Here is a 13,347-nt window from a genome sequence, read left to right as displayed (position 1 = left end):
CTCGCTCTGTGTTCAACGGAACTGCAGACCGTAGTACAGCTCGCGGCCGTTGCGGTCGGCGTAGACGATGGTGAACTCGCCGTAGTTGGTGGACTTGGCACCGGTAGGAACGCCGTCAAACGGAATCGTGACCGTGGTGGCACCGGTATCGAAAGCCGCCGGTTTGCTGGCTCGGATCAGGTAGTTGCCCGAGGTGGAGTCGGATTTGACGCCTTGACGGAACGAGAATACCTGGTTCAGTGCCACAGGCAGCCCGCCAGCAGGTGCTTTTCCGGCTTGCAGGTTGGCCGTGGCGGTACCGCCCGTGCTCTTGAAGCTGGCCGCCAGGCCGGGCTCCAGTGGGCTGATGGTCTTGATCATCGGGTACATGTCCACAGACATTTGCGCGGCCGGGTACGAAATGTTTTTGAGCGTGCGCTTGTAAGTGGCAATCGGTGTCTTGCCTTGCTGGCCGTTGATGGTTTTCCAACCATCATCGGCATAAATGGCAAAGGTGACTTCCGTGCCCTGGGCCAGACCGGTCTGCTCATAGGCGGTATCGATGGCTGCCAGACTCGCAGCATCGGTTTTGTTGTAGCCGCCACCGGTTCCCCAGATTTCGCCTTGTGTGCCCAGTTTGACGCAATCGGCAATGGCTGCATTGGCCTCGGTGTTGCTAGCACTGGTGCGGCATTGGCGGAAAGCGGCGGTATCGAGGAAGGTGCCGCTGCCAGGGGATTCCTTCATCTCAGGTGCGTCCCGCAAGAGGCGCGGCGACAGCAGCTTCATCGACTTCGTCCCCCAGCTGACCACCGCGTAGGTGGCCATCTGGTTGGGGTCGGTGACGCCAAATGCCACTTCGCGGCGTATACGGAACTGGTTAGCCGTTGCGGCAGGGAGGCTGCCGTCTGCCAACTGGCGATAGACCTCGATGCGGTTGCGCGCCGTCAACTCGACACCAAACTTCTGCTGGTTGCCCAAAAAGCGCATGGCCGTGCCGGTTTGGGGCGTGGCGCAGGTGCCGCTGGTGCTGCCGGCAACCAGAGTGTCGACGGTACCGATGGCCTTGGTGCCGTCTTTGTACAGGGTATCGAAGCGCACATCGACTTCGAGGCGCTCGGAACCATCGGCGTTGGTGGTTTTGCGCTCTTGCACAATCTCGATGTTGCTGAACACGCGGCCCACTAGGTAGGCATTGCTGATCTTGGCCTGTTCCAGATTGTTGTCCCAGTTGCTGATCTGGAAGGTTTTGCTGCGGCCACCGCCGAGGTAGCAGGAATCGTAGCTAGCAAAGCGGGCTGCTCCCGTGCTTGGCACGCCGTTGGCGAACACTTGCTGGGAATCGGCCATGTATTTTTGTACCCGCTCCAGCGTACTGGCCACAGGCGCTGGTGCCGGCGTGGGCGCTGGCGTAGGAGCGGGGGTTGGTGCAGGCGTGGGTGCTGGCGTAGGTGCAGGAGTTGGAGCCGGCGTTGGCGCTGGGGTGGGGGCAGGCGTAGGAGCCGGTGTTGGCGCGGGCGCTGGTGCCGGGGTGCTGCCGTTGTTGTCGTCGCTGCCGCCACCGCCACAGGCGGTGAGCGCGACCAGAGCGCACAGCATGAGGGTGGAATGTCGCAATGTCCGGGAGTTCATGGGGAGCCGCCTTTCGAGGGTGGGTTACTGGGCGTCGAAGCGGAGCCACACAGTGCGCCTCCAGTTTCCTTACGCCTGTTGTGCAGTGTCCTGAGTTGGGCGGTGTGGCGCCATCCCGCAAATGGGGGATGGTGTTGGCTGGAATTTTCGTGTTCTGGCGATGGTGGAGGGGTTGAGCGCTGGCCTGCGCGGGCGGCTTGTGGCAGGCCAGTTTTTTAACTGGCGTTGGTGGGGCTTGCATGCTGCAGCTGGCCGGGTCTCGCCCCGGCGAGCGACCTACCTTTTTGTTGCACGACAAAAAGCTAGGGGAAAAAACGTGCCCTACATCCAGCGTCCCCGAAAGCTTCGCGTGGCGAATCTTTCGGGGCAACCTGCGCTCGGAGTAAACGCCGGCGCGCAGACGAACTCACTGCGCGCCAAGGCGCTCCGTTCAAACAGCGTCTGCGAGTCAGAGCACGAAGTTTGGCTGTCCTTCGGCAGCCAAACCGCCGCCGTTTACTCCGATCGCAGGCGCTGGCTGAAAGGGGTGGGGGACATCCTGAACAGCCAACAGCCAACAGCCAACAGCCAACAGCCAACAGCCAACAGCCAACAGCCAACAGCCTGCATGAGCTGCGTACGGTGGCTGCCTGTCGTTCAGCGTTAACAAGCCATGGCAGAAAACAGTCCACCGTCGTGAAGAGCGGAAGTGTGCCGGTGATCCGAGAAGGAGCGATATTTTCTTGTCGCTCACTACGCCGCTTCTCCTTGTCCGACAGCGGGGCGCTGCCGGCCACGGCAAAATCGGGGGCTGGCCCGGTCGGGGCGGCGGGTGCCGGCTCGGGATGAGGTCTACCCAGAAGAAAGCCAAGACGGATTTATGAATGTTTTTGACAGCTTGTTCGACGAGTTTCACCAGGCCAGCACCATGCTGGAGCTGGGCGTGCTGGCCGCTTGCCTGCTGGTAGCCTGGTTGCTGGCGCGGGCGCTCTTCCAGCGCTACCGCAGTGACGAGCCTTCGGTCTGGTTTGGCAATACCGCGATAGGTGGCGCTTTGTTCCCCATGCTGGCCTTGGCTTTGACGGCCGGTGCGCGCATGGTGGTCGAGCATTCTCAGCCGGTGTTCCTCTTGCGGCTGGCGGTGCAGATTCTGCTGTCCTTGGCGGTGATTCGCCTGGTGGCGCGGGTGCTGGCTAAAACCTTTCCCCACTCCACCCTAGTGCGGCTGATTGAGCGCATTTTTTCTTGGCTGGCCTGGGTGGTGGCGGTGCTGGGAATCTTGGGCGTATTGCCCATGGTCACGGCCGAGCTGAACAGCATCAGCTTTGCTTTTGGCAAAACCTCGATCTCGGTGCTCGACATGCTGCAAGGTGCCTTGTCGGTAGGCATTGTGATGATTGTGGTGCTGTGGATTTCGGCCACCTTCGAGCAGCGCGTGATCGACGACATGGTCAGCGACCTGTCGATGCGCAAAATGGCGGTGAATCTGACGCGCATCGTGCTCATCACCATCGGCCTGCTGGTGGCGCTGTCCATGGTAGGCGTGGATTTGACTGCTTTGTCCGTGCTCGGCGGTGCCATGGGTGTGGGCCTGGGTTTTGGCATGCAGAAGATTGCCTCCAACTACGTCAGCGGCTTTTTGGTGCTGATCGAGCGCGCTCTGCGGATTGGTGACAACGTGCGCGTGGCCGGTTTTGAAGGCCGTATTACCGATATTCGCACGCGCTACACCGTGATCCGTGCTGGCAACGGCCGCGAATCCATCGTGCCCAACGAGACCTTGATCACCCAACCGGTGGAAAACCTGACCGATTTCGACCAGAAGTTCAACCTCACCAGCAATATCGTCGTGGCATCCGACTGCGACGTGGCCCAGGTGCAGCAAATTCTGCAAGACGCCGCCCTGGCCCAGGAGCGCGTGCTGCCCAAGCCGGCGCCGGCGGCTTATCTGGTCAATTTTGCTGCTGATGGTCTGGAATTCAGTCTGAGCTACTACATCAACGACCCGAGCAATGGCCAGATCAATGTGCGCTCCGCCGTGCACATTGCCATGCTCGAAGGTTTGCGCAAGGCCGGTGTCGACATTCCTTCACCACAACGCGTAGTGCATATCCAGGCCAGCAACCATGGTGCAAATACGGACAGCAACAAAGAAGTGTTGCCGAGTTCGCAGAAAATGCCTGGAGGCGTGCCTCCGAGCGCAGATAATCAAGTCTGAAAAATCGCTCGGGTACCGCAGCTGCCACGCTGCGGCGGTATGCGATGATGGTTTGATTGTTTGCTGCGACCAGCGGCGGCGCGTCTGCGCCACGCTGGCGCCGGTCTGTTTATACAACTCAGGAGCCTTGGTCTATGAAAGTACTGGTACCCGTCAAGCGCGTGGTGGACTACAACGTCAAAGTGCGCGTCAAGAGTGACGGCACGGGCGTGGACATCGCCAACGTCAAGATGAGCATGAACCCCTTTGACGAAATCGCGGTGGAAGAGGCCGTGCGTCTGAAGGAAAAGGGCGTCGTCACCGAAATCATCGCCGTCTCCTGCGGCGTGGCGCAATGCCAAGAGACGCTGCGCACGGCCATGGCCATTGGCGCCGACCGCGGCATTCTGGTGGAAACCACCGAAGAGCTGCAGCCCCTGGCGGTGGCCAAGCTCCTGAAGGCCCTGGTCGACAAAGAGCAACCGGGCCTGGTGATCTGCGGCAAGCAAGCCATTGACGACGACTGCAACCAGGCCGGCCAAATGCTGGCGGCTCTCGCCGACATGCCCCAAGCCACCTTCGCCTCCAAGGTCGAAGTCAACGGCTTCAAAGTGAATGTGACCCGCGAAGTGGACGGCGGCCTGGAAACCATCGCCCTGAACACGCCAGCCGTCATCACCACCGACCTGCGCCTGAACGAGCCCCGCTACGTCACCTTGCCCAACATCATGAAGGCCAAGAAAAAGCAGCTGGACACCGTCAAGCCTGAAGATCTGGGCGTCGACGTCGCTCCCCGCATCAAGACCTTGAAGGTCGCTGAGCCTGCCAAGCGCGGCGCTGGCGTGAAGGTGCCCGATGTGGCCACCTTGATCGACAAGCTCAAAAATGAAGCCAAAGTAATCTAACTACAACAACAAGAAAAGAAAGGACAAAGACATGACCGCTCTCGTTATTGCAGAACACGACAACGCATCGATCAAAACCGCCACGCTCAACACCGTCACCGCCGCCAAGGCGTGCGATGCCGATGTGCACGTGCTGGTAGCCGGTGAAGGCGCAGCCGCTGCAGCCCAAGCCGCAGCACAGATCGCCGGTGTGACCAAAGTCATCCTGGCCGAAGGCGCCTCCTTGAAGGACGGCCTGGCAGAAAACGTAGCTGCGCAAGTGCTGGCCATCGCTGGCAACTACAGCCACATCCTGTTCCCAGCGACGGCAGGCGGCAAGAACGTGGCCCCCCGCGTGGCAGCCAAGCTCGACGTAGGCCAGATCAGCGACATCACCAAGGTGGTCTCGGCTGACACCTTCGAGCGCCCCATCTACGCCGGCAACGCCATCGCCACCGTGCAAAGCGCAGACGCCAAGAAAGTCATCACCGTGCGCGGCACCGGCTTTGACGCAGCAGCCGCCACCGGTGGCTCCGCTGCCGTCGAAACCGTGGCAGCCGTGGCTGACAGCGGCAAGAGCGCCTTCATCGGCCGCGAAGTGACCAAGAACGACCGCCCCGAACTGACGGCCGCCAAAATCATTGTCTCTGGCGGCCGCGCGCTGGGCTCGGCAGAGAAGTTCCAGGAAGTCATGACGCCTCTGGCCGACAAGCTGGGCGCTGCCATCGGCGCATCGCGCGCTGCAGTGGACGCAGGCTACGCACCCAACGACCTGCAAGTGGGCCAAACCGGCAAGATCGTCGCGCCTCAGCTGTACGTGGCAGCCGGCATCTCGGGCGCCATCCAGCATCTGGCAGGCATGAAGGACTCCAAGGTGATCGTGGCGATCAACAAGGATGAAGAAGCGCCTATTTTCAGCGTGGCTGATTATGGCCTGGTGGCTGATCTGTTTGAGGCCGTGCCGGAGATGGTCAGGTCGCTGTAATCTTGCACAGCTATAAAAGAGAGGAACATCCAGCCTCTCTTTTTTCTTTGTGCCTTTGACAACCCGCATCATTCCCAAAAAAGGATGGCCGCTGCCGCCGGAGCAGCGAGACACATCCCAGGAGACAAAACATGCAACACAAAGGCTTGCGGCTGGGCGGGCGCTGCGCTGCGCTGGCGCTGGTGGCAACCATGGGCGCGGCCCAGGCTGCCGACTGGGTGGTGGGCCAGGTGGCTCCGCTCTCGGGCCCGGCTGCCAAACAAGGCCGCGCTTATGCGCAAGGCATGCTGCTGTATTTCGACCAGGTCAACCTGGACGGCGGCGTGCAGGGCCGCAACATCGAGCTGGTCACCATGGATGACGCCGGCCAGGCGACGGACACCGTCGAGAAAACCCGTGCGCTGCTGCGCGACAAGAAACCTCTGCTGCTGGCCGGCTACATGGGCAACCGCAATGTGCAGGCTTTGCTCGACAGCAAGCTGCTCGACAACACGGCCTTGCCCGTAGTGGGCTACCAGAGCACGGATACGCGGGTGCAGTCTGCGCCCGCACTGTTCAGCACCCGCGCCGGTTTGCGCGAGCAAGTGAGCAAGATCGCCGCGCACATGAACGTGGTGGGCGAGAAACGCGTGGCGCTGGTGCACGACGAGCGCCCCGATGCCAAGGATTTGGCCGATCTGGCCTCCATCAACCTGGCCAGTGCCGGGGTACAGCTGGTGAGCGTGCAGCCGTTGGGTGCAGGCCGCAAGCGTGAGGTGGATGCTGCTGTGACCGAGCTGCTCCAGCCCAAGCTGGATGTGCAATCGGTGCTGGTAGTGGCCTCCAGCGCGGCGACAGCGGCATTTGTCGAGACTTACCGCATGGATGGCGGGCGCTCGCAGGTCTACGCCCTGGCCGAGGCCGATGCCGAGCAACTGGCCACGCGCCTGCCCACGCAGTACATGAGCGGCTTGTCCATTGCGCAAGTCGTGCCCAACCCTTTCAAGATTTCGATCCGTCTGAACAAGGAGTTTCAGGACACCCTGTCCCGCATTGGCAAGCCGGCCGATGTGGGCGTGAGCTTCACGATGATGGAGGGCTTTGTCACCGCCAAAGTCATTGTCGAAGCCATGCGCCGCACCAAGCCGCTGACGCCCGAGCGCCTGGCGCAAACCATGCGCAGCCTCGACGGTTTTGACGCTGGCGGCTACTGGGTGGGCTATGCTGGCGGATCACAGATTGGCTCGAAGTATGTGGATCTGTCGATGGTCAACAACCTCGGCCGCATCACGCAATAAGGAGCGCTGCGTGCTGTTGGCGCTTACCCGTTTCTCTGGATAAAAAGGAATCCCTATGACATACGTCGCACCCGTGAAAGACATGCTGTTTGCCATGGAGCATCTGGCAGGTATCGACCAGGTCGCGCAGATCCCCGGCTTTGAAGATGCCGGCTTGGAAACCGCGCAGGCCGTGCTGGAGGAGTGCGCGCGCTTCAACCAGGAAGTAGTGGCGCCGCTGAATGTGCCGGGCGATCTGAACCCCTCCAGCTTCAAGGACGGCGTAGTCACGACGACCCCGGGCTTCAAAGAAGCCTTCAAGCAGTACGTGGAAGGCGGCTGGCAAGGCCTGCAGCACTCGGCCGATTACGGCGGCCAGGGCCTGCCCAAGACGATTGCGGCAGCCTGCATTGAAATGCTCAACAGCGCCAATATGAGCTTTGCGCTGTGCCCGCTGTTGACCGACGGCGCGATCGAAGCCTTGCTCACCGCTGGCAGCGACGAGCTCAAGGCGACCTTCCTGGAAAAGCTGATTTCCGGCGAGTGGACCGGCACCATGAACCTGACCGAGCCGCAAGCGGGCTCGGACCTGTCGCTGGTGCGAACCCGTGCCGACAAAGAAGCCGACGGTACCTACAAAATCTTCGGCACCAAGATCTTCATCACCTACGGTGAGCACGACATGGCGGACAACATCGTCCACCTGGTGCTGGCCCGTGTGGCGGGCGCGCCCGAAGGCGTCAAGGGCATCAGCCTGTTCGTCGTGCCCAAGTTCCTGGTCAACAAAGACGGCTCGCTTGGCGCCCGCAACGATGCGTACTGCGTGTCGATCGAGCACAAGCTCGGCATCAAGGCATCGCCCACCACCGTGCTGCAGTACGGCGACAACGGCGGCGCAGTGGGCTATCTGGTGGGCGAGGAAAACCGCGGCTTGGAGTACATGTTCATCATGATGAACGCCGCTCGCTACGCCGTGGGCGTAGAAGGCGTGGCCATTGCCGAGCGCGCTTACCAGCACGCCGTGGCTTACGCCAAAGAGCGCGTGCAAAGCCGCCCGGTCGACGGCAGCGTGGCCGGCAGCGCCACCATCATCCACCACCCCGATGTGCGCCGCATGCTGATGACCATGCGCGCCTACACCGAAGGCTGCCGCGCCATGGCGCTGACGGGTGCGGCCGCGTTTGACGCCGCCCACCACCACCCCGACGCCGAGGTGCGCCAGGTGAACCAGGCTTTCTACGAATTTCTGGTGCCGCTCATCAAGGGCTACAGCACCGAGATGAGCAACGAGGTGACCAGTCTGGGTGTGCAAGTGCACGGCGGCATGGGCTTTATCGAAGAGACGGGCGCCGCGCAGTACTACCGTGATTCCAAAATCCTGACCATCTACGAAGGCACGACGGCCATCCAGGCCAACGACCTGGTGGGCCGCAAAACCGCGCGCGAAGGCGGCCGCACGGCCAAGGGCATTGCCAGCCAGATCGAGGCCACCGAAAAGGCGCTGATCGCCAGCGACACGGTCGGTGCCAAATCACTGGCGATCAACCTGGAAAAAGCACGCAAGGCTTTCCTGGACGTGGTGGATTTTGTCGTGGCCCAAAGCAAGCAGGCGCCCAATGAGGTGTTTGCCGGCAGCGTGCCTTACCTGATGCTGGCGGGCAATTTGGTCGCGGGCTGGCAAATGGGCCGCGCTCTGCTGGCTGCGCAAGAGCAGATCACGGCAGGCAACAGCGACAAGGCCTTCATGGAAGCCAAGGTGACAACCGCCCGTTTCTACGGCGAGCATATTTTGGTAAAAACCTTGGCATTGCGTGATGAAATTCTGCATGGCGGCGCCTCGGTGATGGCTTTGCCGCTGGACAGCTTCTAAAGCTGCGTGCATCCAGGCCGCTGGCGGCCTGGTGTTTTGTTGGAACAAGCTGTTTGCGCAACACCTGGGCGCAAACAGCTTTTGTTGTTAAGGAGACCTCGATGGCTCAACTCCCCGGCGCGTTGCAACACGTGCCTTTTCCGGTGATCGGCTCGCCACTCTTCATCATCAGCAACCCCAAACTGCTGATCGCGCAGTGCAAGGCGGGCATCGTCGGCTCCATGCCGGCGCTCAATGCCCGCCCGGCCGAGCAGCTGGACGACTGGCTGGCCGAGATCACCGAAGAGCTGGCCGCCTACAACCAGGCCAACCCGGACAAGCCGGCCGCGCCTTTCGCCATCAACCAGATCGTGCACCGCACCAACGAGCGCCTGGAACACGACATGGCGCTGTGCGAGAAGTACAAGGTGCCCATCCTCATCACCTCGCTGGGCGCACGGGAAGATGTCTTCCAGGCCGCGCACAACTGGGGTGGCGTGGTGCTGCACGACATCATCAACAACACGTTTGCGCACAAAGCCATCGACAAAGGCGCTGATGGCCTGATCGCCGTGGCAGCCGGTGCTGGCGGTCACGCTGGCATCAAGAGCCCGTTTGCGCTGGTGCAAGAGATCCGCGAGTGGTTCGATGGCCCGCTGGCGCTCTCAGGCAGCATTGCCAGCGGCCGCTCTATCCTGGCCGCCCAGGCCATGGGTGCGGATTTTGCGTACATTGGCTCTGCCTTCATTGCCACCGAAGAGGCGCGTGCGGTGGAAGAGTACAAGCAGATGATCGTCAGCTCCAACTCGGACGACATCGTCTACAGCAATCTGTTCACCGGCGTGCACGGCAATTACCTCAGTCCGTCGATCCGCCGCGCCGGCATGGACCCGGAGAACCTGCCCGTCTCTGACCCGAGCTCGATGAGCTTTGGCAAGGAGCGCAAGGCCTGGAAAGACATCTGGGGCAGCGGCCAAGGCATTGGCGCCATCAAACAGGTGGTGCCCGCTGCCGAGCTGGTGGCACGCCTGCAGCAAGAGTATTTTGCTGCGCGTGACGAGTTGGCAGCCCGTACGGCGGCGGTGCGCCCCGATCTGGTTCCGGCCTGAGCCGGCCAGCGAAGAGGGCGGTAGCGGCGTAACGCGCCGATACCAATATTCCCGCCTGTTAGCAGAACTATTAGCAGCTAGCGCTCTCCCAACAAGCGCTAGCTGCTATTGTTTTGTATGCCTATGGATTCCCCATCTCCCAACCCTCTGTGGTTGCGCCGCCAGTGTTTGGCCGGCTTGTTGGCCGTGGCGGCGAGCGCGGCCGCGCCGTGGGCGCAGGCTGCCGGCGAGCGCAGCATCCGTATCCCGCAAGCGCAACTGCAAAGCGCGGTGGCGGCACAGTTCCCGCTGGCCCGCTCTTGGCAAGGCATGGTGGTAATTCAGCTGCAAAAACCGGCGGTGCAGTTGCAGGCCGAGAGCAACAGCTTGCGCGCGGCGCTGGAAGTGTGGCTGACCGAAAAGCTGATGGGCGGCGAATACCCCGGCCAGCTGGCGCTGGATTTTGGCCTGTATTACCGTGACGAAGACGCCACCATCCGCATGCACCGCGTGCGCGTGCAGCAACTGCAGATGCAAGGTGTGCCTCAGCAATACCAGCCGCTTTTTCAAACCTATGCACCCAGCTTGGCCGAGCAGGTGCTCAATGGTTTGGTGGTGTACGAGTTGCCCGCCAGCCAGCGCTTGCTTTTGCAAGGCCTGGGCTATACGGTGCAGCGCATCGAGGTGCAAGCTGCCGAGCTGCGCATTGTGCTGGCACCCAAAACGGCGGCCAACAACAACGCCAAACAGCCTTGAAGGCGCTTATTCGCCGGCTTCTTTGCGGGCCTCTTTCTTGGCGGGTGATTTGCCGGTCAGCCGGTCTTTGAGGTTGAGCACGCGGGTGACGGCGCTGCCCATGCCCATCAGTTGCATGGCGGTTTCGGGGTTCAGGCGCTGTACGTCGTCGAACCACTTCATCAGGCGGTCGATCAGCTCGTACATCTCCTGCATGCGTTGCTGGGCGTATTTTTCGTCTTCGGAGTTGGCCTCTTGCAAGAGCGCTGAGCGCAGCATGGATTGCGTGGGCTCGATCTCGCGGCGGCGGCGCTCTTCGGCCAGGGTGCGGAATATCTCCCAAACATCGGCGGGCGCCTCGAAATACTCGCGCCGGTCGCCGGGCTGGTGGCGCATGTGCACCAGGCGCCACGACTGCAGCTCCTTGAGGCCCATGCTCACATTGGAGCGCGAAAAAGACAGGCCTTCGGCGATCTCGTCGGCATTGATAGGGCGTGGCGAGAGAAAAATCAGCGCATAAATTTGCCCGACCGTGCGGTTGATGCCCCAGCGGCTGCCCATTTCGCCAAAGTGCGATACGAATTGGCGGGTGAGTTCAGGCAGCGGAGAGTCAGACGTTTTCATGGCAGGGATTATCGGTCTTTTCAGAAAATGCTGAACTATCGTGGCCAGACCACCCATACGACTGACAAGGTGGAAGCGGGCGCCGCCGTTGCTGTGCGCTTGTGTAAAGTGGGCAGTTTTTTCGCTGCAGGCCGTCAACCCTTCTTGGGCGGGGCTCGTTAAACATTGTGCGTTCTTGTCTGTGCAGGAGCGCAAACTGTTTCACCACTGCCGACATCCTGCGCAGTGGGCGCAAGCCCGCCGTGCCGTGCTGCCGACCTGACGACCTTGTCTTCAACAACAACGCATAACAACCGCAATCTGTGGCTGGACGTCATCAAAGGGGCCTGCTGTGCTGCCATTGTCTGGCATCACATGGCTTTTTACGGCCCCATGTCTGATGTGGCCGCCCGCGTCACGCCCGGCATCATCGGTTGGCTGTCCGAATACGCCCGTATTGCCGTACAGATCTTTCTGGTCATGGGCGGCTATCTGGCCGCCGCCAGTCTGGCGCCCCAAGGCGTGGCCCGCAGCGGCCAGCCGCTGGAGAAAATTGGTAAACGGGCCTTGCGCCTGCTGGCGCCTTACTCGGTGGCCTTGTTGTTTGCGGTGCTGGTGGCGGCTTTTATTCGCCCTTGGTTTGCGCACGAATCCGTGCCCGAAGAGCCCACTTGGCACCAGTTGATAGCCAATGCCTTGATGTTGCAAGACATTACCGGCGAAGGCGCCCTGTCGGCCGGCGTCTGGTATGTGGCCATCGATTTCCAGCTGTTTGCCGCTGTCACCTTGCTGTTTGCCGCTTTGCGCAACTGGGGCCAGCGCTGGTTGGGCCTGTCTGCTGGCCAGTACCTGGTGATCGGGCTGACCGCGCTGTCGCTCTGGCACCTGAACCGCAACAGCGATCTGGACATGTGGTTTGTCTACTTCCTGGGCGCCTACGGCATGGGTATGCTGGCCTACTGGGGCAAAAGCAGCGCCAAACCCTGGGCCTGGACAGCGCTGCTGCTGGTGCTGGGCCTGGTGTCTTTTGAGGTGGAGTTCCGCCTGCGCATCGCCGTAGCGCTGGTCAGCGCCATTAGCTTGCTGTGGCTGATGCGCGTGCCTTCCGACGGCCGCGTCGGCAATTGGCTGCTCAGCCATGTGGCGCCGGTACGCTGGCTGCAAGCGCTGGGCCAGTTCTCCTACTCGGTGTTTCTGGTGCACTTTTCCATCGTGGTGCTGTGCAACGCGGTGGCGGCAAAGCTGATTCCGGACCAGCCTTGGCTCAACTGGCTGGGCATGTGCGTGGCCTTTGCGCTGTCGCTGCTGGCCGGGCGCTTGCTCTACCATTTTGTCGAAGCCAGAACGCCGAGCCTGCGCGGTGTCGCCCGCTGGGAGCTGGGTTTTATCAGCGCCGGTTTGCTGGTGAGTCTGGTGAGTGCCCGTTTCGCGCTTTGAATCCCAGCGCCCATTGAAAAAGCACGCCTCGGCGTGCTTTTCAGTTTGTGGGCTCAGCCAGGCTGGCTGTTGACCGGGCGCTTTAGCGGTGCAGTTCGCCGGCTCGCTCGGGTTGGTAGACGATGCCGGTGACATGCACCGTCATGTTCTTGCCGCCGACCGACGGCCAGGCCAGCTCGTCACCAATCGACAGGCCGAGCAGGGCGCTGCCCACGGGCGCGAAAACCGACACCTTGTCTGCGCTGCCATCGAGATCCTTGGGGTAGACCAGGGTCAGCTGGAACTGTTTACCGGACTCGGCCATGTCGAAGGTGACGGTGGAATTCATCGTCACCACATCGGGCGGAATGTCGCTGGGCTCAACGATATCGGCACGGGCAATTTCGGCTTCGAGGTCGGATTTTCCAGGGAAAGCGGTGGGCGACATCTGCGCGAGCAAAGCCTCCAGGCGATCCACGTCCAACGACGACAAGATGAGATGGGGCTTGCGAGACATCAAAACTTCCTCCGGATGGTGAAAAGCCGACTGTAGGCGATTCGCAATCTCGCACCAACTTGGTGCGAATAGAGCGCTCTTGCAGGCGCAGCGCTTTTTCCCCTTTTGTGCTCGTGGAAAAAGCCGATTTCTCCCAGTATTTGGCGCAAAGTACTGTATAAATAAACAGATATGTCGCCAGCCCGTACACCTTCTCAAGCAAGTACTGCAAAGCCAGAGAGCTTGGC

The 13,347-nt window shown here is 61.4% G+C and carries 11 protein-coding genes; 8 read left to right on the top strand and 3 right to left on the bottom strand.

The annotated features are described in order from the left end of the window. Positions 1–12 precede the first annotated feature (12 nt). Positions 13–1,611: a hypothetical protein gene (locus tag ACFIQF_RS01175; RefSeq protein ID WP_393939371.1), complete on the bottom strand. Its 1,599-nt coding sequence runs from the start codon at positions 1,609–1,611 to the stop codon at positions 13–15. A gap of 859 nt (positions 1,612–2,470) precedes the next feature. Here ACFIQF_RS01175 and ACFIQF_RS01170 point away from each other — a divergent pair. The 7 genes from ACFIQF_RS01170 to ACFIQF_RS01140 all read left to right on the top strand — a co-directional run bounded on the left by ACFIQF_RS01170 (position 2,471) and on the right by ACFIQF_RS01140 (position 10,605). Next, complete coding sequence (locus tag ACFIQF_RS01170; RefSeq protein WP_393939370.1) at positions 2,471–3,808, top strand: mechanosensitive ion channel family protein; 1,338 nt, start codon at positions 2,471–2,473, stop codon at positions 3,806–3,808. Between the two features lie 134 nt (positions 3,809–3,942). Then, a complete protein-coding gene (locus ACFIQF_RS01165; protein WP_393939369.1) occupies positions 3,943–4,692 on the top strand; it encodes an electron transfer flavoprotein subunit beta/FixA family protein in 750 nt (249 codons plus the stop codon). A gap of 31 nt (positions 4,693–4,723) precedes the next feature. Beyond that, positions 4,724–5,656 carry an electron transfer flavoprotein subunit alpha/FixB family protein gene (locus ACFIQF_RS01160; protein WP_393939368.1) on the top strand — a complete coding sequence of 311 codons (933 nt, stop codon included), beginning with the start codon at positions 4,724–4,726 and terminating at the stop codon, positions 5,654–5,656. 131 nt (positions 5,657–5,787) lie between these two features. Further along, positions 5,788–6,933 carry an ABC transporter substrate-binding protein gene (locus ACFIQF_RS01155; protein WP_393939367.1) on the top strand — a complete coding sequence of 382 codons (1,146 nt, stop codon included), beginning with the start codon at positions 5,788–5,790 and terminating at the stop codon, positions 6,931–6,933. A gap of 55 nt (positions 6,934–6,988) precedes the next feature. Continuing rightward, complete coding sequence (locus tag ACFIQF_RS01150) at positions 6,989–8,782, top strand: acyl-CoA dehydrogenase (RefSeq protein ID WP_393939366.1); 1,794 nt, start codon at positions 6,989–6,991, stop codon at positions 8,780–8,782. 101 nt (positions 8,783–8,883) lie between these two features. Further along, a complete protein-coding gene (locus ACFIQF_RS01145; RefSeq protein ID WP_393939365.1) occupies positions 8,884–9,870 on the top strand; it encodes an NAD(P)H-dependent flavin oxidoreductase in 987 nt (328 codons plus the stop codon). A 123-nt stretch (positions 9,871–9,993) separates the two neighbouring features. Then, a complete protein-coding gene (locus tag ACFIQF_RS01140) occupies positions 9,994–10,605 on the top strand; it encodes a hypothetical protein (RefSeq protein ID WP_393939364.1) in 612 nt (203 codons plus the stop codon). 6 nt (positions 10,606–10,611) lie between these two features. Here ACFIQF_RS01140 and ACFIQF_RS01135 read toward each other — a convergent pair whose 3' ends face one another. Then, complete coding sequence (locus ACFIQF_RS01135) at positions 10,612–11,208, bottom strand: GbsR/MarR family transcriptional regulator (RefSeq protein ID WP_393939363.1); 597 nt, start codon at positions 11,206–11,208, stop codon at positions 10,612–10,614. A gap of 267 nt (positions 11,209–11,475) precedes the next feature. On the opposite strand from ACFIQF_RS01135, the gene ACFIQF_RS01130 reads away from it, so the two are divergent. Beyond that, positions 11,476–12,624 carry an acyltransferase family protein gene (locus ACFIQF_RS01130; protein ID WP_393939361.1) on the top strand — a complete coding sequence of 383 codons (1,149 nt, stop codon included), beginning with the start codon at positions 11,476–11,478 and terminating at the stop codon, positions 12,622–12,624. A gap of 82 nt (positions 12,625–12,706) precedes the next feature. Here ACFIQF_RS01130 and rnk read toward each other — a convergent pair whose 3' ends face one another. After that, positions 12,707–13,120, bottom strand: a complete 414-nt coding sequence (rnk, locus tag ACFIQF_RS01125) for a nucleoside diphosphate kinase regulator (protein ID WP_393939359.1) — start codon at positions 13,118–13,120, stop codon at positions 12,707–12,709. Positions 13,121–13,347: the final 227 nt, after the last annotated feature.

The organism is Comamonas trifloxystrobinivorans (genome assembly GCF_043359985.1).
Classification (GTDB): Bacteria; Pseudomonadota; Gammaproteobacteria; order Burkholderiales; family Burkholderiaceae_C; genus Comamonas; species Comamonas trifloxystrobinivorans.
This window is presented reverse-complemented; position numbering and strand designations above follow the sequence as displayed.